This window comes from Marinobacter sp. DUT-1, assembly GCF_050379415.1.
Taxonomy (GTDB): Bacteria; Pseudomonadota; Gammaproteobacteria; order Pseudomonadales; family Oleiphilaceae; genus Marinobacter.
On record NZ_JBNRLS010000006.1, the window covers coordinates 1 to 21,871 of the forward strand.

A 21,871-nucleotide genomic window follows, 5' to 3' on the forward strand; every position below is an offset into this window, starting at 1 on the left:
TAACGCGCGGAGCACAGCGGCGGCCCGTCAGGGACGTCCGGCGGCCACCGGCCGCGTACTGATGCGGCTGGTTATATTTTGCTGGCTTGGGCTTCAGGCTCTCGCCCACCACGCAACACCAAATATAGCAGCGGACCTGCAGATACAAACACCGCTGTCAGAACTAAAAACGGGATGACGTAGCCCAACCCTTTGCCGCGGCTTTTGGCGTCCTGGTACATCCAAATACAGGCCAACGCGGCGAGAATGTAGAGATCTATGACAACCTGGGCGGTATCCGGGCTAGACATCAGCTGAACACCGAAGGCCAGAAGCGACTGCTCGGCGCCTGCCATTACCCAGAAGGTAAAGCCCATGAACAGGCAGAGAACGATTAGGGGGATTGTCGATATTCTCATAATCTTCCTTGATTGAGGTTTAAGAAATATAACGCTTGCAGCATGCGCGCCCTTGGAATGGAGCCGAAGGCGCAATGTAAAGGGCGTCGCCGTGCCTGCACTGGTTAAGTTCTCTCAAACCCAAGCTGCGAGAGACACGATTAATACCAGAAATCCTACATTTACTCCGAGCGCATGCTTCCGGTACCTGTTTCCTTTCTCGTTGAACAAGGATGAATCGAATAGTGCCAGCGGCAGTAAGGCGACGATCCTCATCCTTCCAGGTACTACATTCAAAAACATCATGACGAAACAGAAGATGCCGTAAAAGCCTACCGCGAGAGCTATGATCACCAAAGAGAAAAGCAGAATGACATTCATGTTTTGAACTTAACGCCTGAGTTCAGCGGCATTTGAAGCGACGCCCGTTTTTGCGGCAGCAAAAATGGGTGGCGGGTCAAATGTCCGCAGCAACGATTTGTTGGGCCTCAGCTCCACAACCAACAACTCCATATTGGTGCGGAAACTGCGGCACCGAACAACACGTATGGGAACAGGAACTCAGCCACAGCATTACCGAAGAGCAGGCTTCGAACAAATGATATTGGCCAAATTAAAAGTACCGATGTCGACTTAAAGGATGCGCGCTGTTGATTCTTGCCTACGCGATGCCCATTTTCTGTGTAAATGAAGGTGCAAGCGGCTTGGATCGTGGTGCCGTTCAACTCCGGCGCGTGCACTTCTGGCGTATAGCCGGGTTCTAGGCGGTCTTTTCCGCCAACCTGCCTCTCGGCATCATCGATAAGTACTCGAACCCAGGGAAATGGCACTGACCAACCCCGAATTTCTTGCTTGAAGCGCTCCCCAAACTTAAACCGAGTGGATTGCCAAAACCGAATCTGGAACCAGACGAGAAGCCCCCAAACGAAGCCGGCAAGAACTTCAGGATGCTTAAATGAGACGTTTACAACTGCTAAACGAACGGTTGGATCGGTAACGAACCCTTCAGCTGCGTAAAAAACTATGACGCAGAATGCCGTAACGACGAGGTTTCGTCTCTCTGGTAACGCGTCGTTTATCGCCATGATTTCCCTGAGGCCCAACGCCAATATTAAGCGGCGCCCGACTAGGGCGTCCGGCGGACGGCCGTCAGGCCGGTAGCGAACTTGAATGACTTGTTAATGGCCGTTCACCACCGTGGTTGAGCCTGGCACCCAAGGCCCCATGCCCTCTTCCGGACAGCTTGCACCAACTCGACGGATGGCGAAAGGAACCAGAACGCAAAAGCGGCCAGCCCGATTACAGTCTGAGACGGACTGCCCCACAACTGGGGCACGCCATGAATACCAACACCGCTGACCTTTGTGGCACCCAAACCAGACAGCGAATTTTCCGGCCTTGGCGATCACCAGAGTGAACGGGCTTTGCAGCCAACCCTGAGGCCAAGGCCTTTGCACCGCACCCGCCAAAAACCCACAGGCGCCTGGCCGTTACCGCTTGGGCTCAGCCGCCGGTTTGGAGCGGCAGCGGAAAACCGGTCGGCTGGAGCCCCTTGTTAAATGCATTTGCGGGTCTCACCGACGATGGGCACTGTACGCACCTCAACGCCATTTTCGTCCAACGCGTTGAATATCTCCAGAGTATGGCCGCCAGTGAATTCGATTAACAATCTGGTCCAAATCTCCACCTCTGCCTCACCGATAGACATGTCACCTCGGCCAAGCGAGACGGACACGATTTTACGGCCCACGATTTTATCTAAAGCTTCAACTTTGTCGCACAACCAGCGAACAGTTGAGCCGCAAAGCGCAAAAGGCAACACACGACCATTCTCTATTGCTAAGTCATCAAACTTTTGCCAGGAAATAGATAGAGTTGAGCCGCCAATGCAGATAAAAAGAGGCAAGTCCATCCAATCAGACCACTCCTTGTCCTCTTCGACCCACAGTTGCGCCAATTCATATCCCACTAACTTTTTACCCACCAAAGAGGCGAAGCTCTCTCGAATCAGCTCAATCTTATCTTCAACAGTGGTCACATATTTCATGGGCATTTAACGCCAATGATAAGCGGCGCCCGTCTAGGGCGTCCGGTGGACGGCCGTCAGGCCGGGAACGAACTTAATTGACTTGTTAATGGCCGTTCACCACCGTGGTTGTGCCTGGTACCCAAGGCCGCATGCCCTCTCCCGGACAGCTTGCAACAGCTCGACCCATGGCGACAGGAAACAGAACGCAAAAGCTGCCGGCTCGTTTATCGTTTGAGACGGACGGCCCCATGACTGGGGGACGCCATCAATACCAACGCCGCTAAGTATTCTGGCAACCAAACCAAGCAGCGAATTTTCCGGCCTTGGCGATCACCAGAGTGAGCGGACTTTGCTACTGAACCTGATGCCAAGGCCTTTGCACCGCACCAACCCAAAACTCACAGAGACCTGGCCGTTAACGCCATGCGCAGCGGCCGGTTTGTGGAGCGCAGCGGAACAAATCGGTCCGACTGACGCTACTTGTTAGGGGCGTGCCTCATGTAAATGGCTGCCTGTCTACCCAACTGTTCCAGTTGATGTGCCCATCGTCAAACCCCACAATTCTCAGTATGCTCAGAGCGACTAGCTGACTGATGTGGAATATATAGTCGATAACCCTAAGGCGAACTATACTGCCGTTGATGTTCACCTCGGCTTCCAGCTCACTGTTATGGAATAACGCATTCCTTAGCTGAGCATACGTTGAAACTGCACGAACAAGTTCATCAGGACGATCTTGCGATACATCAAAACCCAACTGAGTTAACGCGGTACATATCGGTACAGATACATTTTTTGACGCTCGGTCATTCGTGACAGCCCTGCTATAGGACTCCAGACCAGAGAAAAGAAAGAAATACGATGTATCCAGGAACTGCTTTCTCTGCCGAAAAGTCTCCACGCACTTAAAGAATAGAATCCGAAACTGAGTGGACTCGCAGAATGCTTGGTCGCTTAGCCGATCAAGAGCACTGGCGATGAAGTCTTTTCGTGACTCCGGGAGAAATGCGTCAGCCATTAGTACCGCTCCGCCACCGTTATGCCTCTTGTGAGCGGCAATACTTTCTGGAAATTTCTCTGTGATGTTCGATTCGCCGCAGAAAACTGGAGATGTGACTAGGACTTCGAGGTGTTCAATGAAAGAGAGCACCGCCTCCAATTCAAATACAAATTCATCATTGGGCTGGTCAATGTAAGCCACCCCTGTTAAACGAAATTCGCTGAGATCTCGAGCTGCGTCTTTCACGCGGCGGTAGTCACTATCCGTCGGAACAATACGAAGTCCCGGAAGATCAATCTCCCGGGTTATGTTGTAGCCGTAAACACCACACGCGTATTTAAAACTCATAGCACCTAACGCCAGCCATAAGCGGCGCCCTGACAAGGGCGTCCGGTGGAGGGCCATCGGCCCGGAACAACCTTGATGGCCTTGTTAGATTTTATATGCATACCCCGTACATCCTGCACCAAAGCCATAAGCTAAAATAAGCAATAGCAACAAGCATTAATGGGCTATAAACCAACAACACCAGGCCACGTGGTCTGATTCCCATTGGCAGTTGCCATAAGGCAACGATGCCCCCTAGTGTGGAAACTACTGAAAGAACATGAAGATCGAGCTCAGTCCCTGATGCAGTAGTTGCTACTGATAATAAAATCACTATCAGTGGAGGTAATGTGGTAGCACCTATAATGCTAGCGGCTATACGCATTTCTGTCCGATGACAACTAACAGCTAATTATACGAACGCGTTCGTATATCACCCGTTCGTAAAACTCCATCTTATAACTCTCAAGATTTTTTAAAAAAACGCCTCAAAACCAGTCACTTGAGAGCATTCCACCACGGCTACCGCCGGAGTTATACGCCCACCTTCGAGCCACCCCTGCTCACCATTGCGGGCGTATAACTCCGCCCATTGTTTTCCATCTTTCCAACCCTATCAGATAGTTACACGGATTTCTCATGCGACTTTTGCAGTTTTGCGAACGCGTTCGTATAACTCCGCGCTACAGCTCTGTCTTGACTTCTGAATTCAGCGAATTACTGTATATAAAAACAGTACCTCAAGGATGATTGGATATGGATATCCCCTCCCCCCTTCCGGCACGGCCAACCCGCTTCTTGGACAAGGTCCGAAGCTTCATTCGGCTGCGTGGCATGGCGTTGAAAACCGAGAAAACCTATCTGTTCTGGATCAAACGGTTCATCCGGTTTCATGATCGGAAACACCCTGAAGCCATGGGAGCGGCCGAGGTGGAAGCCTTTCTGTCTCATCTTGTTTTACAGGCAAACGTCAGCACCGCTACCCAGAGAGTCGCGCTCAATGCGCTTGTGTTTCTGTACCGTGAGTTTCTGGGTCAACCATTGGAGGAGCTCAGTTTTGAGCGTGCGAGGAGGCCCAAGCGGTTACCCACCGTGTTCAGTCCTGAGGAAGCAAAGGCAGTCATCAGCAACCTGGAAGGCGAATACAGGCTTGTCGCCATGCTGCTCTATGGCTCGGGCCTGCGTATCAATGAAGCGTTGCGGTTACGGGTTAAAGACGTGGACTTTGATATGCAGCAGCTGATCGTTCGAAGTGGCAAGGGCGACAAGGACAGAATTACTTTGCTGCCGGACCGCTTGATTGAGCCATTACGGAAACAGATCGATTCTGCCCTGCACCAGCATCAGGTGGATCTGATCAAAGGGGTCGGTTCAGTCTATCTGCCTGCTGGGCTGTCACGAAAGTATCCGAATGCCAGCAAGGAGCCCGGCTGGCAGTACGTTTTCCCTGCAGCGGAGCTTTCCCGGGATCCGCGCTCGGGGGTCCGGAGACGTCATCATCTGCTCGACCGGACGGTTCAGAAACACTTCCGGCGCGCTATCCTGGATGCCGGTATTCGCAAGCATGCCGGCAGCCACACCTTCCGACACAGTTTTGCTACGCGGCTGCTTGAGGCAGGTTACGACCTGCGTACTATCCAGAAGCTGCTGGGGCATGCAGATGTGCGAACTACAGAGATCTACACTCACGTGGTTCGCAAAGGCGGCTTCGGCGTCCGGAGCCCCGTTGACACCGGTTTCTAGGAGTCCCGGTTACTGGCCGGTATCCGTTTGATGTGAATGTGCCTGACCAGTCGGATGGTGAGGTGTACAGAGGGGCAGTAAGGCCGGGATGGCCTCACTGCATGTTCTGGTAGGCGTCGTCGGTTCGGGCCGCCATCACGAAGTCGTTTTTGTGCAGGCCGCCGATCTTGTGGGTCCACCAGCGCACGGTGGTTTTCCCCCACTCCAACAGGATGGCCGGGTGGTGATTTTCGGCTTCGGCCAGGTCGGCCACCTTGTTGGTGAATGCCTGGGCCTGGACAAAGTTGCGGAATTTGAACACGCGCCGGAGCTGTTCCTCGCCATCCAGCTCGACGACTTCCCAGTCGGGAATGGATTTGAGCAGTTCGGCTTTCTCGTCTTCAGTGACTTGCGGTGCATCAGCACTGCAGGCTTCGCAGGTTTGCTCTTTCAGATCGCTCATTTTCACCTCCTTTTGCCTCTCTTTTCACCATGGGCTTCAACGCTCGTTTTATCAACCCGGTGCTTGAAATCGGCCCCTGTTCGGAATACTGTATATTTAAACAGTATTGGAGAGATTTTCCCATGAGTGAGCTGCTGAACACACTGATGCAGGATGCCCGTGTCTGGCAGGGGCAACGGCATCGCCGGACCACACAACCTTCAGAGCCCACGGGCTATCAGGTGCTGGATAACCAGTTGGGCGGTATTGGCTGGCCGCGGGGGGCGCTGAGCGAATGCCTGCTGGATGCCCCTGGCATCGGGGAACTACACCTGCTGCTACCGTTGATGCAAAGGCTGACGCACGCGGGCAAGACCGTGTTCTGGCTGAACCCTCCCCATACCCCCTATGCCCCGGCGCTGGCCCGGGAAGGGGTGGATCTGGATCAGGTGGTGATGATTCACACCGAAGACGCCGGCGATTTCCTGTGGACCCTGGAAAACTGCCTCCGTTCGCCAGTCACCGGGCTGGTGCTGGCCTGGCCGGGCAAACTGGCCACCCGCGAGGTGCGCCGGCTGCAACTGGCGGCGGAGGCAGGCAGCAATGTGTGCGTGCTGTTCCGGGAGCGCAAATATGCAGAACAGAACTCTCCGGCGGCCCTGCGCCTGGAACTGACACCGGGCGATAACCAGGACCTGAAGGTCAATGTGATCAAGCGCCGGGGCAGCTGGCCCGGGCAGCGGTGCAGCCTGGCCATGGCACACCGGGCCGACCTCGCGTTCCGGGAAGCTCCCCGGGTGGTGCAAGGCCCCTGGCAACACACACAACGATAGGGTTTCCATGCTCTGGCTGTACCTGCACTTTCCACACCTGCTGCTGGACCATATCCGCCGTGACCGGGAGGATCAACGCCCCCTGGTTATTGTGGAAGGCTCCGGCCAGCGCGTTATCCAGGCCTGCCCGGCTGCCCGGGACCAGGGCGTGCGTGCCGGCATGCGCCTGAAAACCGCCATCAACCTGGTCCCGGAACTGGGCATGGTGCGGGCACAGCCCGAGCAGGAAGCCCGGATACTGGAAGACCAGGCCCGGTGGCTGTACCGTTACGCTGCCCACATCGTATTGGTATCCCCGGATGGCCTCCTGGCGGAAATCGGCAGTCTGCAGAAGCTGTACGGCGGCCTGCCGGCGGTCTGGCAAACAGTGGAACAGGCCCTGAACGAACACCGGCTCACCGCCTGGATTGCCATTGGCCATACTCCGCTGTCAGCCCGACTGATTGCCCGGGCCGGAAAGGGGGAATGCACAGCGGACAAGGGCCACATTCTGCGGGCACTGGAGAATATGCCTCTGCTGGCCGCGGAGTTTGATGGCAAAACCTGCACCCGTCTGCAGCGTCTGGGCCTGAACACGCTGGGCGAGGTATTCGCCCTGCCAGCACCGGAGCTGGCCCGCCGGCTGTCTCCGGAAACCCTGGCCCGCATCCAGAAAATCCAGGGTACAAGGCCGGATCCGCAAACACCCTGGCAACCGCCCCACTCGTTTCGCCAGCAGGCGGATTTCATTCAGGAGATCGAACACACCCAGGGGCTGCTGTTTCCGCTGCAACGCATACTCTCGGAGCTGGAAGACGACCTGTGCTGGCGCCAGCAGGACACCGACAGCCTGCACCTGATCCTGCGCCATCGGCACGAGGAAGACACCCGACTGCGCATCCGCACCTCGGGGCCGGAGCACCGGGCCGAGGCCTTCCTGAACCTGATCCGGCTGCGATTGGAACAGCAGCCATTGCGGGCTCCGGTGGTTGCCCTGGTGCTGTCGGTGAAACGCTTCCTCGCCCGGGAAACATCCGTGGGTCAGGATCTTCTGGGCGAGAACCAGGACCTGAACGAGGCCTGGCACACTCTGATGAGCCGGCTACAGGCCCGGCTGGGCGAGCAATCCCTGAAACGGTTATCCCCCCAGGCGGACCATCGCCCGGAGCGGGCCTGGTCGGCCACAGAGGTGCAACAGAAACACAAAACCCGTCTTTCAGCCACGGAAAACCTGCCCCGCCGCCCACTCTGGCTGCTGCAGGGCCCGCAACCGCTGACCGAACCGCCGGCGGCCTGGTTTGCCGGGCCGGAACGCATCAGTGGCGGCTGGTGGGACGGCCAACGGGTACATCGGGATTACTACATCGCCCAGCTGCAAAGCGGCCAGCTGGCCTGGGTCTTCCGGGATGTGCGCAAGGGCTGGTTCATCCATGGCTGGTTCGGGTAACGCGATGTCCGGCTACGCCGAGCTCTTCTGTTTCAGCAACTTCACCTTCCTGACCGGCGCCTCCCACCCCCACGAACTGGCGGAACGGGCGGCGGAGCTGGGCTACACCGCCCTGGCCATCACCGATGCCTGCTCCGTGGCCGGCATTCCCCGAGCCTGGGCGGCCCTGAAGGAAAGCCCGGTCAAGCTGATTACCGGCAGCTGGTTCGAGCTGGAGAATGCCCCGGCTGGAGCTGCAATACCTCGCTTCATCCTCCTGGCCCGCACCCGCAGGGGTTATGGCCAGTTATGCCGGTTGATCACCACAGGCCGTCGCCGCGCCGAGAAAGGCCAGTACCAACTGTTTTTCAGGGATGTGGAAACCCACGAGCTGGACGATTGCCTGTGTCTCTGGCTGCCACCGGCCATACCCGCAGCGGATGCTGACCAGGCTCTGGCCTGCGGCGAATGGCTGCAGCGGCTGTTTGATCACCGGTTCTGGATTGCCGCCGCCCGCACCCTGGAGTCCGGGGAAGAGCAGCAACTGGCCCGCATCCGCTGGCTGGCCAACCAGCTCCACTGCCCCATCACCGCCTGCGGCGAAGCCCACATGCACAGCCGGGAACGCCAGCCCCTGCAGGACGTACTCACTGCCCTGCGCCACCACACCACCCTGGAAAACGCCGGCCACTGCCTGTTCCAGAACGGCGAGCGCTATCTGCGCCCCTTGCCGGTTCTGCAACGGCTGTTCCCGGAGGCCTGGCTACAACAGACCTTGCGCATTGCCCAGGCCTGCACCTTCGAGCCAGGCAGCCTGCGCTACGAATACCCGCCGGACCTGGTGCCGGAGGATGAAACGCCTGCCGGCTACCTCAAACGCCTGACCCGTGAAGGCGAGCGCCGGCGCTACCCGGATGGCACCCCACTCCAGGTCCAGGGCCTGATCCGCAAGGAGCTGGAGCTGATCTCGGAGATGAAGTACGAACACTACTTTCTCACCATCCAGGACATCGTCGCCTTCGCCCGCAGCCAGGGCATCCTGTGCCAGGGTCGGGGCTCGGCGGCCAACTCGGCGGTGTGCTACTGCCTGGGCATTACCGAAGTGAACCCGGCCAACGTGGAACTGCTGTTCGAACGGTTCATCTCCAGGGACCGCAACGAACCGCCGGATATCGATGTGGATTTCGAGCACGAACGGCGGGAGGAAGTCATCCAGTACATCTATCGGCGCTATACCCGGGAACGGGCCGCGCTGGCGGCCACAGTCATCCGCTACCGCCCCCGCAGCGCCATTCGCGATGTGGGCAAGGCCCTGGGTTTCGATCCGGCCCTGGTGGAACAACTGCTGGACGGCATCGACTGGCGGGACAAGGCCACCAACTGGCGCCAGCAGATCCTGGACAAGAACCTCACCCGCAACCCGAAGGTAGCGGACCAGTTTTTTACCCTGGTAAACACCCTGCTCGGCTTTCCCCGGCACCTGTCCCAGCATGTAGGCGGCTTTGTGATCAGTTCCGGTCCGCTGGCCGAACTGGTGCCGGTCGAGAACGCTGCCATGGAGGGCCGTACCGTGATCCAGTGGGACAAGGACGACCTGGAAAGCCTCGGGCTGATGAAAGTGGACGTATTGGCCCTCGGCATGCTCTCAGCCATCCGCAAGGCACTGGAGCTGATCAGCGAACAAAAAGGCGGCCCATTCACTATCCAGGACATCCCCCAGGAAGACCCGGACACCTACGCCATGCTCCAGAAGGGCGACAGCATCGGCGTATTCCAGGTGGAATCCCGCGCCCAGATCAACATGCTGCCGCGACTGAAGCCGGAGACTTACTATGATCTGGTCATCGAAGTCGCCATCGTCCGCCCCGGTCCCATCCAGGGCGACATGGTCCACCCCTACCTGCGCCGCAAACACGGCCTGGAACCGGTGGACTACCCCAACGACGCCGTCCGCCGCGTACTGGAGCGAACCCTGGGGGTGCCCATCTTCCAGGAGCAAGTGATCAAACTCGCCATGGTCGCCGCCGGCTTCTCCGCCGGCGAAGCCGACCAACTCCGCCGCGCCATGGCCGCCTGGAAATCCCACGGCGATCTCACCCCGTTCCGGCAAAAACTCATCACCGGCATGCTCGAACGCGGCCACGACGCCGACTTCGCCGAACGCCTGTACCAGCAGATCTGCGGCTTCGGCGGCTACGGCTTCCCCGAATCCCACGCCGCCAGCTTCGCCCTGCTGGTGTACGTCTCCGCCTGGATCAAACGCCACTACCCGGCAGCCTTCTACTGCGCCCTGCTCAACAGCCAGCCGATGGGTTTCTACTCCCCATCCCAACTGGTCCAGGACGCTCGCCGCCACAACGTCACCGTGTTACCACCGGACATCAATCACAGCCACTGGAACCACACCCTCGAAGGCCCGGACCACCACCTGCGCCTGGGCCTCAGAATCATCCAGGGCCTCTCCGCCAGCGGCGCCGACCGCATCCACCAGAACCGCCCGGCCAACGGCTACCGCTCCGCCGCAGAACTCCGCCGCCAGGCCGGCCTCAACCAGCGGGACATGGAACTCCTCGCCGGCGCCAACGCCATGCCCGGCTTCACCGCCAACCGCCACCAGGCCTACTGGCAACTGCTCGACCACGAACAGCCCACCGAACTGTTCGCCGCAGAAGACCCGGACGACTATCAACCGGAGCACTGCGACCAACTCCCCGAACCCACCGAAGGCCAGAACGTCGTAGCCGACTACGCCAGCCAGGGCCTCACCCTCCAACGCCACCCCCTGGCCCTGCTCCGGCAGCAAGGCCACCTGAGGTTCTGCCTCACCTCCGAACAACTCAAAACCACCAAAGCCGGCATCCCCGTCCAGGTCGCCGGCCTAGTCACCGGCCGCCAACGCCCCGGCTCCGCCTCCGGCGTCACCTTCGTCACCCTCGAAGACGAAACCGGCAACGTAAACGTCGTAGTCTGGCTGGAAACCGCACGGCGGCAACGGAAGCCATTGCTGACTGCCCGGCTGTTACATGTGAAAGGCGTGCTGGAGAGAGAGGGGGATATTGTGCATGTCATGGCGGGGAAACTGTCGGACCTGAGCCATCTGATCAACTCGTTACCGGTCAGTTCGAGAGATTTTCACTGATCTCGAATCTACACATACCTTCAGGGTCTCGTTTCCGGAATCCCACTGAATGGTATGGGCGCCTGTCAGGGTCTCCCTCCCGGGAATGTTGAAGGCCATGGATGGCCTGAAACAAGCGCACATGGACGTGCTCGTAGCGGTTCCCGGGAGGGAGACCCTGACAGGTGCTTGCACCTTAAGTTAACGGCCAGAAACAAGAAAACCCCGCCCAAAGGCGAGGTCTTCTCAAAGCAACGGCAAGTGATCAGCTCAACAACTTGATCATCACACCCGCAGCCACCGCAGAGCCGATAACACCAGCCACGTTCGGCCCCATCGCGTGCATCAGCAGGAAGTTCTGCGGATTGGCCTCCAGACCAACCTTGTTGGACACCCGCGCTGCCATCGGCACCGCGGATACACCGGCAGAACCGATCAGCGGGTTGATCTGCTCCTTGGTCAGCTTATTCATCAGCTTCGCCATCAGCACACCACAAGCGGTACCGATACCGAATGCCACAATACCCAGCGCCAGAATACCCAGAGTCTGGGCGTCCAGGAACTTGTCCGCCATCAGCTTGGAGCCAACAGACAGCCCAAGGAAGATCGTGGTGATATTGATCAGGGCATTCTGGGCCGTATCGCTCAGACGCTCCACCACCCCACACTCACGCATCAGGTTACCGAAGCAGAACATACCCAGCAGCGGCGCCGCGTCCGGCAGGAACAGAACCACCGCGATAAGAACAACCAGCGGGAAGATGATCTTCTCCTGCTTGCTCACCGGGCGCAGCTGGCTCATCTTGATGGCGCGCTCCTTCTGGGAGGTCAGCGCCTTCATGATTGGCGGCTGGATCATCGGCACCATCGCCATGTAGGCGTAGGCCGAAACCGCAATGGCACCCAGCAGATGCGGAGCCAGAACGCTGGACACGTAGATGGAGGTCGGGCCGTCCGCACCACCGATGATACCTATGGCCGCCGCTTCCAGGATGTTGAACTCCAGAACACCGGTCCAGTCCAGCAATGCAGCACCCAAGACGGTTCCGAAGATACCGAACTGAGCTGCCGCACCCAGCAACATGGTCTTCGGGTTGGCCAACAAAGGACCAAAGTCAGTCATGGCACCCACGCCCATGAAAATCACCAGCGGCCCGATGGTGCTGCCGATAACCACCGAGTAGAAGTTATACAGCATGCCATTGCCGTAACCGAAGTCCTGGGCAATGGAATTGGCCATCGCCATCTCGGAGTAACTGGCCTCCTTGACAGCAACCTTGAAGGCTTCCTTCAGCTCGGGCGTCACCGCCTGGCCGGCCTGATAGGCCACATCCAGCGGTGCGGCCAGTGCGGCCAGAATCTGGGTCGCGTCGCTCTTGAGCGCGAAATGGATGGCATTTTCCGCCGCAGTCAGGGCGAGCCCTGCCTCCGGGATGTTCGCCAGGATGCCGCCGAAACCGATCGGTACCAGCAGCAGTGGCTCAAAGCCCTTGCGAATCGCAAGGAACAGCAGAAGCAGGCCGATGGCGATCATGATCACCTGGCCGAGCTCGATGTTGAACAGGCCACTACCTGTCCAGAGTGTCATTAATTTATCCATGGAATGCTGGCCCTTATGCGATTGTCAGCATTTCATCATCAGGGGATACGGCGTCACCGACCTTGATGAAGACCTCACCGATGGTACCGGCTTTGGGTGCGCGAACTTCGGTTTCCATCTTCATGGCTTCGAGGATGATCAGGACATCGCCCTCTTCCACGGTGTCACCCGGGGAAACCAGAACCTTGAAGATGTTGCCGCCCAGCGGTGCCACCAGAGGCTCACCTTCGCCGGCAGCAGGGGCCGGTGCGGAGGACGCCGCCGGTGCGGAAGCAGCACCACCCTCACCCTGGATCTGGGTGATCTCACCGCCTTCGGAAACAGCAACCACAAACTTCTTGCCGTTCACTTCCACGGTGTAGGTCTCGGGGCCTTCAGATTTCTTGGCCGGAGCAGCGCTTTCGGCGGTCGGAACCGGCTCGAATGCATCCGGGTTGCCACGGTTTTCCAGGAACTTCAGGCCGATCTGCGGGAACAGCGCGTAGGTCAGCACGTCGTCTACGGTGTTTTCCGCCAGTTTGATGCCCTTCTCGTCGGCCAGTTTCTTCAGCTCGTCGGTCAGCTTGTCCATTTCCGGCTCAAGCAGGTCGGCCGGACGACAGGTCACGGGCTCTTTTCCGTCCAGAACCCGCTCCTGCAATTCTTTGTTCATGGGCGCCGGTGCTGCACCGTATTCGCCTTTGAGGATTGCAGAAGTTTCTTTGGAGATGGACTTGTAGCGCTCGCCGGTCAGAACGTTCAGTACCGCCTGGGTACCCACGATCTGGGAAGTCGGCGTTACCAGCGGGATAAAGCCCAGGTCTTCGCGTACCTTGGGAATCTCGTCCAGAACCTGGTCGAACTTGTCGCTCGCGTTCTGCTCACGCAGCTGGTTTTCCATGTTGGTCAGCATGCCACCGGGCACCTGGGCAATCAGGATGCGGGAATCGGTACCCCGGAGGCTGCCCTCGAACTTCGCGTACTTCTTGCGAACTTCGCGGAAGTATGCAGCGATTTCTTCCAGCAGGTTCAGATCCAGGCCGGTATCCCGGTCGGTGCCTTCCAGGATCGCCACCACGGCTTCGGTGGGCGAGTGACCGTAGGTCATACTCATGGAGGAGATAGCGGTGTCCACGTTATCGATACCGGCTTCCGCCGCCTTGATGGCAGTGGCGGTCGACATGCCAGTCGTTGCGTGGCACTGCATGTGGATCGGAATATCCAGTTCTTTCTTCAGACGGCTGACCAGATCGTAGGCCACGTACGGCTTGAGAATACCCGCCATATCCTTGATCGCGATGGAGTCGGCACCCATGTCGGCCACTTCCTTCGCCAGCTCGACCCACATCTCGATGGTGTGAACCGGGCTGGTGGTGTAGGCAATGGTGCCCTGGGCGTGCTTGCCGGTCTTGCGAACGGCCTTGATGGCGCGATCCAGGTTGCGAGGGTCGTTCATCGCATCAAAAATACGGAATACGTCGACGCCATTCTCGGCGGCACGCTCACAGAAACGGTCCACCACGTCATCCGCATAATGGCGGTAACCCAACAGGTTCTGGCCACGCAGAAGCATCTGCTGCTGAGTGTTGGGCATGGCTTTTTTAAGCTCGCGGATGCGGTCCCAGGGATCTTCGCCCAGGTAGCGGATACATGAGTCAAAGGTAGCTCCACCCCAGGATTCCAGAGACCAGAAACCGACTTTGTCGAGTTTCTCGGCAATGGGCAGCATGTCATCCAGCCGCATACGGGTGGCAAGCAGGGACTGGTGGGCGTCACGCAGAATTACGTCCGTAATCCCCAGCGGTTTCTTTGTGTCAGTCATCGTGTCAGCCTTCTGTTAAAAGGTTCTAATCTGTTACCGGGTCACTTCTTGTGGCGTGACCGGTATTGTGCAATCGCCTTCTTGATGGCCTCGGCGGTGTCAGGATCAACCGACGCGGGCGCCTTTGGCTTGGCACGTGGTGTTCTGGCCGGGGTTGCCGGCTCTGGTGGCGCAAACCGTCCAATGAGTTTGGACATGAGGAGTGTCGCGAATACCAGGACAATCAGGAACACGAACACGAAGCCCATGCCTGCGATCATCAGATCAACGGCTTGTGACATCAGCTCATTCATATCGAACAGCTACCTGTATTGGTTTGTGTGATTTCCCCGCCTTGCCCGGTCCGACCACTTAGACTAAGGTCTTACAGCCTTATCGGGACAAATCGGGAGGCAAAATCCTGCGTAATTTACCGTTTTCGCCTGCCGCGAGCAACCTGAACGAGTTTTTCCATACGGGCTTTCCGAGGCGCGTGGCCCGAATTGACAATTCTCCACAGCCCGGAGCCGTTCCGAATTCAGGCATATCTGACACGTATTTTCCGCCCCTTGATCCGCCCCTGTTCGAGGCGCTTCAGAGCCTTGGCTGCAAGCTCCCGGTCGATAGCAACAAAGCACTGAAAATCAAACAGATCGATCTTGCCCACAGCCTTGCCGGGAATGCCCGCTTCACCGGTCAGCGCGCCCAGAACATCACCGGGTCGCACCTTGTCCTTACGGCCGCCGGCAATACACAGTGTCCTCATGGCCGGTGCCACGGGCCGGCGCGGCACCGCCAGCAGGACTTCGGTATCGCCCCACTCCACCGGCCGCTTCCGGGCAGCTTCGAGCTGGCTGATCTTGTGGCCTTTGGCCGGTGTGCAGAGTGTGACCGCCAGGCCCTGTTCACCCGCACGGCCGGTCCGGCCCACACGATGGGTATGAACTTCGGGATCCCTTGCCGGCTCGGCGTTGATCACCAGGGGCAGGGATTTGATATCCAGCCCCCGGGCGGCCACGTCAGTAGCCACCAGTACCGAGCAACTCTGGTTGCCGAAACGCACCAGCACGCTATCCCGTTCCCGCTGCTCCAGATCCCCGTGGAGCGCTAGAGCAGAAAAGCCACTGTCCCGCAGGCTGTCGGCAAGCTCATCACACTGCTGTTTGGTGGTACAGAACACAATGCAGGATGCAGGCTGGCGCTCAGATAGTACCGCCATGACCGCTTCGGCGGTGGCTCCGGAAGGAATCTCATAGAAGAGCTCGCGAATGTCCGGATTCTCCGCGGACGACTCCGCCCTCACATCCACGGGTTCGCGCTGGTAACGGCTGCTGAGTTTGCGGATAGCCTCCGGCCAGGTGGCGGAAAACATCAGGGTCTGGCGGGTATCCGGCGTGTGGGAAAGGATGTCCTCCATCGCTTCCTGAAAGCCCATATCCAGCATCCGGTCCGCTTCATCCAGGACAACCGTACTGGCCTTGTCCAGCTTCAACGTGCCCTTGCGCAGGTGATCCTGGATACGCCCCGGCGTGCCCACAACGATATGCGCCCCGTGGCTCAGGGAGCCGATTTGCGGGCCGATGGCAACCCCGCCGCACAGGGTCAGCACCTTGATGTTCTTCCGGGCCCGGGCAAGTTCCCGCAGGGATTTCGCCACCTGATCCGCCAGCTCCCGGGTCGGGCACAATACTACCGCCTGGACAGCAAACAGCCGCGGCCGGAGACCCTCGATCAACCCGATTCCGAACGCCGCCGTTTTCCCGCTACCGGTCTGGGCCATGGCAATCACATCCTTACCTGCCAGACAATGGGGCAATGCCCGGGTCTGGATCTCGGTGGGTTGTTCGAAGCCGAGCTGCTCAAGATTGGCAACCATGGCGGGTGACAGACCAAATTCTTTGAAGGAAGACATACAAGAAAATCCCGGGGACAGCCGATGCTGGTTATGGAGGCAAAAACGAGCGCGTATACTACACCATCAGGATACCCGATTTGGTAAATAATAAACGGAGCTACCGATGGCATCCCTACAGGATCAGTTACTGAAAGCCGGCCTGGCTGACGAGAAGAAAGCCAAGGCCATCCGCAGCGAAAAGCGCAAGCAACGCAAACAGCAGCCCAAGGGGGCGGTACAAGTCAACGAGGCGGAAATCCGCGCCCGCGAGGCCCGGGAAGAAAAGGCCGAACGGGACCGCCAGCTGAACCTGCAGCGTCAGAAAGAAGCGGAGAAAAAAGCCATACAGGCCCAGATCCGCCAGCTGGTGGAAACCAACCGTCTGGATCGCAGCCGGGGCGAAACCTCCTACCAGTTCGTGGATGGCAAGAAGATCAAGAAAATCCTGGTGGACGACACCATGGTGGACCAGCTCTCCCGCGGCCGCCTGGCGGTGGTTCGCCTGGACGAAAATTACGATATCGTGCCGGAAAAGGTCGCCCGCAAGATCATGGAACGGGACGAAGGCGCCGTCATGGTGCTGCATGACCGCAAACAGGATGATCAGGGCGAGGACGACCCCTACGCCGGCTACGAGATCCCTGACGACCTGATGTGGTAGGTATTAGTAATAACTTCCCGCCCGGCGGCGCTGAACTAGACTGCAGGAACAGTCTCATTCGGGAGGATAACACCATGAAACTGAAAACCTCACTGATTCGCACCGCCGGCGTTGCCATGCTGGTTACCATGGCCAGCTTTCCCCTCGCAGCCCAGGAAGAAGAAGCCGTCTTCGGCCGGGAGCTGATGACCCAGCAGGAGATGCAGGAACACCGCCAGACCATGCAGAACCTCAACACCCAGGCGGAACGGCAACAGTACCTGCAGCGGCACCGGGAACGCATGCTTGAGCGCGCCCGCGAGCGCGGCGTAGAGCTTCAGAACGGCCAGGGCCCTGGGCAAGGCATGGGCAACGGACAAGGCCAAGGCATGATGAATGGCCAGGGTCAGGGCATGATGAATGGCCAGGGTCAGGGCATGATGAACGGTGGCCAGGGTCAGGGTAATCGCCAGGGTATGGGTGGCGGACAAGGCCAGGGTAATGGTCAGGGCATGATGAATGGCGGACAAGGTAACCGTGGCAACAAAGGCTCCGGCGGTGGTGGCAACAACCAGGAGTACAAGATCAAGGGATCTGGCGGCCAGGGTGGCGGTGGCTGATTTCGAGCCCGCCAATTTACCCGGGAATAAAAAACGGGGCTGAAAATTCAGCCCCGTTTTCGTTTACGACTTATAAAGTACTGACTGAATCAGGCAGCCCCGTGACGCTTGCGCGCCCACAGACCGGCCAGAGCCGCCAGCACCATGCCCGGCAATACCGGATCAAAGGGACCACCCGGCTTGCCGGCGGTGCAGCCAAGGATCGGGCCGTCGCCCTCAGGAACAGGCGTTGCGGGAATATCTGGTACCTCGGCAGCGCTATTCAGGCCGGTGACCCTGAGCGTAAAAGTACAATTTGTCTCGACACCATCCCCGGTGCAGGTCGGCCAGGAGGAAGTATCGGCAACACGGATGGAAGTGTTGATGTTCACATTGGCCAGATCTTCCACGGGACCCTGAACATAGCCCGGGACTCGCTCGTAAGTCTCGATATCACTGGCAATCAGGGCATTCATGTCCTCAAGCGTTACCCAAGACTCGTCTGACGCCAGCAGGTACATCCCCTCCTCACCTTCATCAGCCATCCAGGTGGCGTAGAGTTCTCCATTCTGCAACACCTTTGGCGGATTAGCCGGCCAGGCATCCGGTGCCGCGATGGCCACTGCCTGACCATCAATCAGGATCTTGAAATCACCATCGTAAGTCGCATCAGCCGCTACCGGCTCCAGTGGGAGCGAAATTGCATCATCCTCTGTGACGGTAGAACCGCCCTCGTCCAGCGTTGCAACAAGCGGTCGAACGTTACTGAGGTCGTAGGGCGTCGTGTTAACACCAGCGTCAAAGGATCCGCCATTGGGGTCATAGACTATGGCACTCACGGTCTCCGTTCCGCCTTCCTTGAGTACGGCCTCGACAGGCACATCGTTGTACGTTTTCGGAAACGCCTTCAAGTCCTGCACATCTGTCGCAGGGTCATCATAGGCCAGAAGGATGGAGTCATCCGCAGGGTTACCGTTGTGATCGATAAACCAGCCGGTCGGCACCTTCGCTAATGCAAGCCAGTCGCCAAAAAGACCCGCGTACTCGGCTGGAATCACGCCATCGGTTTCCAGAACGTCCTCATCAGCAACTGTTGTGCCCTCGACAAAGTCGGCGATACTGACGCTGAAAAACGGCAGGCCTTCAACACGGCTGCCCCCGAAAAGACCTCCCGGAAACTTGGCAAGAGTCCCGACGGACAGCTTGCTGGATCCATCGGCGAGGAATCCGAACGACAAACCGTCCTCAGCTGAAGAGGGCATGAACTCGTTGCCTATGCCAAACCCGGTTTCAATGCGGAAACCTTCCAGCGCACCAGCGACGGAATTCGTGGCATCGGTCAGATTCGAAAGTTTGCCGATCACCCGATAGAGTTTGGAAGCGTCATCCGCGGTTACGTTGAACACCAGATCAATGGGCCCGTTGGTTTCAGTTGTCTTCAGCTTGAAACGCTTGCCTGAACCGCCCGGAGCCATGCAGTTCACCTCAAGATCCGGTTGAGCCATGATGCAACCGGCAAACTCGTAAGGCACTTCGTCTACATTCCCGGTGAACGCCTCGTTGTAGACCGAGATACCCAGCCCTTCAACACCGCTGTCATTCACCGGGTCAAACCAGCCAAAGCTTGCGGTGCCAGCAGTATCGGTATAAACGAGCGTTTTTCCGTCCACCGGTGGAACAGAAAGGTTTTCGGTATTCACATTCTCCACCGTCGCGCCAAGGGCTAACGGAGACACTCCAAGAAATGAACATAATCCCACTACGGGTAACGACTTCCCTGCAAATTTTCTAATTTCCATACAGTTTCCCTCTGAACATCGGGAGTTGGTTTGTTACTCCCTTTAAACCTTAGAAAGTCTCAAACGGTATTCAAGTACGATTTCGGCATACACTCGCCGTTCTTACTACTGAATCCGTCAAGATCCCCTCTGGTTTCCGCAAATAAAAAAAGGGGCTGAAAATTCAGCCCCTTTTTCGTTTACAACTCAGATACTAATCGAATCAGGCAGTCCCGCGACGCTTTCGCGCCCACAGACCGGCCAGAGCCGCCAGTACCATGCTCGGCAGAACCGGATCGAATGGAGAGCCCGGCTTGCCTGCGGAGCAGCCGAAGATCGGGCCATCGCCCTTGGGAATGGGCGTCGCCGGAATGACAGGGACATCCGCTGCATCGTTGAGGCCGGTGACCCTTACTGTGAATGTACAGTTTGTTTCATTGCCATCACCGGTACAGGTTGGCCATGTAGACGTATCAGCCACACTGATTGATGTGTTGACGTTGACATTCGCCAGGTCTTCAACCGGTCCCTGTACATAGCCGGGTACTCGCTCCAGGTCGCCTGAGGAGGCCGCAATCTCAGCGTTCATCTCGTCGACGGTCACCCAGGATGAATCCGAAGCCAGCTGATACAAACCGTCCTCACCTTCATCTGCAAACCAGGTTGCGTAGAGGTCACCGTTGCCGTCCAGCACTTTTGGCGGGTTCGCCGCCCAAGTATCGAAAGCAGCGATTGGAACTGCTTTGCCGTCAATCAAAAGTTTGAAACCCTCACCCGTTCCGTTGTAATCCTGGACAAAAAGCGTTGAGGCATCGCCAATTGACGTAAGCGTAATTGCATCCGGAATTGCACCTTCTGGATCGCCTTCATCCAAGGTATCAACAAGCGGCTGGACATCACTCACGTCGATGGTAGTAGGGTTGCCAGTTTCATCAAGCACTGTGGCGAACGAGTCACCATTTGGGTCGTAATTCTGGGCGTTAATTTCAATCTCGGCAGTCGCAGGATCACCATCAAGATCCCGTGTTTCCACCACTACATCTTGGAAATTCTTTTGAAATGTCTTCCAGTCCTCCGCATCCGTCACAGGATCTTCGTAAGCCAGGAGTATGGAGTCATTCGCCGGATTCCCATCGTGATCGATGAACCAGCCGGTCGGCACCTGCGCTAGCGGCACCCAGTCTCCGAAAAGGTCCGAATACTGAGCCGGAATTACACCGTCGGTTTCCAGAACGTCCTCATTCGTGGCTGATGGTCCCTCGGTGAACTCGGCGATGCTTGTGCTGAAGAACGGGAGGCCTTCAACCTTGCTGCCGCCGAAAAGACCACCGGGATACTTTCCGACTGGGCCGACGGAGAGTTTGCTGGAACCGTCTGCCACCATACCGAAGGAAAGGCCATCCGCTGCCGAAGAAGCCATGAAATCATTGCCGACGCCAAAACCGGTTTCAAAACGGAAGCCTTGGAGCGTTCCGTCTGTGAGATTCGAGAACTTGCCAATCACTCGATAGAGTTTGGAGGCATCATCAGCAGCGACGTTGAAGACCAGGTCTATCGGCCCGTTGGTTTCGGTTGTCTTCAGCTTGAATCGTTTCCCGGAATCGCCGGGAGCCCGGCAGTTCACCTCAAGATCAGGCTGCGCCATGATGCAACCTGCAAACTCGTATACCTGTTCATCGATTGTGCCACTGAACGACTCGTTATAGACAGAGATCCCCAGCCCGATGTCACCACTGTCATTGACCGGGTCAAGCCAGCCAAAACTCGCGGTTCCGGCGGTATCGGTGTAAACCAGTGTTTTCCCCTCGACCGGAGGAACCGACAGGTTATCCGTATTAACACTCTCAATCGTCGCCCCAAACACCGCCGGCGACAAACCAATCGCAGAACACATCACCGCAGCGGCCAGCGGTTTCCGTACAAATTTTGTCTTCGTAGCCCTCATGGTACTTCCCTTTTTATAGCAATTGATTTCCAAGCTTCGCCGGTATGAAAGTAGAAGTCCCCTAAGTTATTTTCAAATACGATTTCGGAATAAAAGAACGATGCCGGCTTAACCCGTAATCCCGATTCTTCATCGGTAATCTGCCGATGCCCTGCTAATCTTGGAGGGTAAGCCCACTGAATGCCTTGCGGAGCCCGGTTATGGCTGTTCGGGACAACTGGATTTCCATCTCAGAAAAAGCAGAATCCGATGCGGTATGTCCTGCCGCGACACCCGGCATGGCTGCGACAAAATGTCGCACACCCATTGTTGCCCCCGACATGTGCCTGAAGCGATACAGCATTCATCAAAGGGGGCGCACCCTAGCCCGAGGTATGGCCAT

General features: G+C 57.7%; 17 protein-coding genes. 6 read left to right on the forward strand and 11 right to left on the reverse strand.

Annotated features, from left to right (window positions below):
- Window positions 1–71: 71 nt before the first annotated feature.
- From ACQUTG_RS16835 to ACQUTG_RS16850, 4 genes are all read right to left on the reverse strand, one after another.
- Entirely contained in the window at window positions 72–398 is a 327-nt protein-coding gene (locus tag ACQUTG_RS16835) for a DUF2834 domain-containing protein (RefSeq protein WP_428919839.1), read from the reverse strand.
- 467 nt (window positions 399–865) lie between these two features.
- Window positions 866–1,462: a hypothetical protein gene (locus tag ACQUTG_RS16840; protein WP_428920495.1), complete on the reverse strand. Its 597-nt coding sequence runs from the start codon at window positions 1,460–1,462 to the stop codon at window positions 866–868.
- Window positions 1,463–1,932: 470 nt separating this feature from the next.
- A complete protein-coding gene (locus tag ACQUTG_RS16845; protein WP_428920496.1) occupies window positions 1,933–2,424 on the reverse strand; it encodes a hypothetical protein in 492 nt (163 codons plus the stop codon).
- 478 nt (window positions 2,425–2,902) lie between these two features.
- Window positions 2,903–3,754: a hypothetical protein gene (locus tag ACQUTG_RS16850; RefSeq protein ID WP_428920497.1), complete on the reverse strand. Its 852-nt coding sequence runs from the start codon at window positions 3,752–3,754 to the stop codon at window positions 2,903–2,905.
- Window positions 3,755–4,489: 735 nt separating this feature from the next.
- On the opposite strand from ACQUTG_RS16850, the gene ACQUTG_RS16855 reads away from it, so the two are divergent.
- On the forward strand, window positions 4,490–5,476 hold the full coding sequence (locus ACQUTG_RS16855) for an integron integrase (RefSeq protein WP_428920498.1): 987 nt from the start codon (window positions 4,490–4,492) through the stop codon (window positions 5,474–5,476).
- A gap of 94 nt (window positions 5,477–5,570) precedes the next feature.
- On the opposite strand, the gene ACQUTG_RS16860 is transcribed toward ACQUTG_RS16855, so the two are convergent.
- Complete coding sequence (locus ACQUTG_RS16860; RefSeq protein WP_428920499.1) at window positions 5,571–5,918, reverse strand: 4a-hydroxytetrahydrobiopterin dehydratase; 348 nt, start codon at window positions 5,916–5,918, stop codon at window positions 5,571–5,573.
- 122 nt (window positions 5,919–6,040) lie between these two features.
- Between ACQUTG_RS16860 and imuA the strand changes: the two genes are divergently transcribed.
- From imuA to ACQUTG_RS16875, 3 genes are read left to right on the forward strand one after another with little or no spacing between them, the layout of a single operon-like run.
- Window positions 6,041–6,730, forward strand: a complete 690-nt coding sequence (imuA, locus tag ACQUTG_RS16865; protein ID WP_428920500.1) for a translesion DNA synthesis-associated protein ImuA — start codon at window positions 6,041–6,043, stop codon at window positions 6,728–6,730.
- Between the two features lie 7 nt (window positions 6,731–6,737).
- Window positions 6,738–8,156: a Y-family DNA polymerase gene (locus ACQUTG_RS16870; RefSeq protein WP_428920501.1), complete on the forward strand. Its 1,419-nt coding sequence runs from the start codon at window positions 6,738–6,740 to the stop codon at window positions 8,154–8,156.
- A complete protein-coding gene (locus ACQUTG_RS16875; RefSeq protein ID WP_428920502.1) occupies window positions 8,140–11,274 on the forward strand; it encodes an error-prone DNA polymerase in 3,135 nt (1,044 codons plus the stop codon). The genes ACQUTG_RS16870 and ACQUTG_RS16875 overlap by 17 nt, the downstream gene beginning before the upstream one ends.
- A 244-nt stretch (window positions 11,275–11,518) precedes the next feature.
- Here ACQUTG_RS16875 and ACQUTG_RS16880 read toward each other — a convergent pair whose 3' ends face one another.
- The 4 genes from ACQUTG_RS16880 to dbpA form a co-directional block, all read right to left on the reverse strand.
- Window positions 11,519–12,853 (reverse strand): sodium ion-translocating decarboxylase subunit beta, encoded by a 1,335-nt coding sequence (locus ACQUTG_RS16880; protein WP_428920503.1) that lies wholly within the window; start codon window positions 12,851–12,853, stop codon window positions 11,519–11,521.
- Window positions 12,854–12,866: 13 nt separating this feature from the next.
- Window positions 12,867–14,654 (reverse strand): sodium-extruding oxaloacetate decarboxylase subunit alpha, encoded by a 1,788-nt coding sequence (gene oadA, locus ACQUTG_RS16885; RefSeq protein WP_428920504.1) that lies wholly within the window; start codon window positions 14,652–14,654, stop codon window positions 12,867–12,869.
- 41 nt (window positions 14,655–14,695) lie between these two features.
- Entirely contained in the window at window positions 14,696–14,947 is a 252-nt protein-coding gene (locus tag ACQUTG_RS16890; RefSeq protein WP_410329914.1) for an OadG family protein, read from the reverse strand.
- A 224-nt stretch (window positions 14,948–15,171) separates the two neighbouring features.
- Entirely contained in the window at window positions 15,172–16,545 is a 1,374-nt protein-coding gene (gene dbpA / locus ACQUTG_RS16895; RefSeq protein ID WP_428920505.1) for an ATP-dependent RNA helicase DbpA, read from the reverse strand.
- 106 nt (window positions 16,546–16,651) lie between these two features.
- Between dbpA and ACQUTG_RS16900 the strand changes: the two genes are divergently transcribed.
- Both ACQUTG_RS16900 and ACQUTG_RS16905 read left to right on the forward strand, forming a co-directional pair.
- Window positions 16,652–17,188: a DUF2058 domain-containing protein gene (locus ACQUTG_RS16900; protein WP_428920506.1), complete on the forward strand. Its 537-nt coding sequence runs from the start codon at window positions 16,652–16,654 to the stop codon at window positions 17,186–17,188.
- A 74-nt stretch (window positions 17,189–17,262) separates the two neighbouring features.
- Window positions 17,263–17,787, forward strand: a complete 525-nt coding sequence (locus ACQUTG_RS16905) for a hypothetical protein (protein WP_428920507.1) — start codon at window positions 17,263–17,265, stop codon at window positions 17,785–17,787.
- Window positions 17,788–17,876: 89 nt separating this feature from the next.
- On the opposite strand, the gene ACQUTG_RS16910 is transcribed toward ACQUTG_RS16905, so the two are convergent.
- A complete protein-coding gene (locus tag ACQUTG_RS16910) occupies window positions 17,877–19,466 on the reverse strand; it encodes a choice-of-anchor F family protein (RefSeq protein ID WP_428920508.1) in 1,590 nt (529 codons plus the stop codon).
- Between the two features lie 301 nt (window positions 19,467–19,767).
- On the reverse strand, window positions 19,768–21,489 hold the full coding sequence (locus tag ACQUTG_RS16915; protein WP_428920509.1) for a choice-of-anchor F family protein: 1,722 nt from the start codon (window positions 21,487–21,489) through the stop codon (window positions 19,768–19,770).
- Between the last annotated feature and the right edge of the window lie 382 nt (window positions 21,490–21,871).

Coding starts and splice junctions, on each gene's coding strand:
- ACQUTG_RS16845 (WP_428920496.1), bottom strand. CDS start 2,424: ATGAAATATGTGACCACTGTTGAAGATAAGATTGAGCTGATTCGAGAG.
- ACQUTG_RS16870 (WP_428920501.1), top strand. CDS start 6,738: ATGCTCTGGCTGTACCTGCACTTTCCACACCTGCTGCTGGACCATATC.
- ACQUTG_RS16915 (WP_428920509.1), bottom strand. CDS start 21,489: ATGAGGGCTACGAAGACAAAATTTGTACGGAAACCGCTGGCCGCTGCG.
- ACQUTG_RS16900 (WP_428920506.1), top strand. CDS start 16,652: ATGGCATCCCTACAGGATCAGTTACTGAAAGCCGGCCTGGCTGACGAG.
- oadA (WP_428920504.1), bottom strand. CDS start 14,654: ATGACTGACACAAAGAAACCGCTGGGGATTACGGACGTAATTCTGCGT.
- dbpA (WP_428920505.1), bottom strand. CDS start 16,545: ATGTCTTCCTTCAAAGAATTTGGTCTGTCACCCGCCATGGTTGCCAAT.
- ACQUTG_RS16855 (WP_428920498.1), top strand. CDS start 4,490: ATGGATATCCCCTCCCCCCTTCCGGCACGGCCAACCCGCTTCTTGGAC.
- ACQUTG_RS16890 (WP_410329914.1), bottom strand. CDS start 14,947: ATGAATGAGCTGATGTCACAAGCCGTTGATCTGATGATCGCAGGCATG.
- ACQUTG_RS16835 (WP_428919839.1), bottom strand. CDS start 398: ATGAGAATATCGACAATCCCCCTAATCGTTCTCTGCCTGTTCATGGGC.
- ACQUTG_RS16860 (WP_428920499.1), bottom strand. CDS start 5,918: ATGAGCGATCTGAAAGAGCAAACCTGCGAAGCCTGCAGTGCTGATGCA.
- ACQUTG_RS16880 (WP_428920503.1), bottom strand. CDS start 12,853: ATGGATAAATTAATGACACTCTGGACAGGTAGTGGCCTGTTCAACATC.
- ACQUTG_RS16850 (WP_428920497.1), bottom strand. CDS start 3,754: ATGAGTTTTAAATACGCGTGTGGTGTTTACGGCTACAACATAACCCGG.
- ACQUTG_RS16840 (WP_428920495.1), bottom strand. CDS start 1,462: ATGGCGATAAACGACGCGTTACCAGAGAGACGAAACCTCGTCGTTACG.
- imuA (WP_428920500.1), top strand. CDS start 6,041: ATGAGTGAGCTGCTGAACACACTGATGCAGGATGCCCGTGTCTGGCAG.
- ACQUTG_RS16875 (WP_428920502.1), top strand. CDS start 8,140: ATGGCTGGTTCGGGTAACGCGATGTCCGGCTACGCCGAGCTCTTCTGT.
- ACQUTG_RS16905 (WP_428920507.1), top strand. CDS start 17,263: ATGAAACTGAAAACCTCACTGATTCGCACCGCCGGCGTTGCCATGCTG.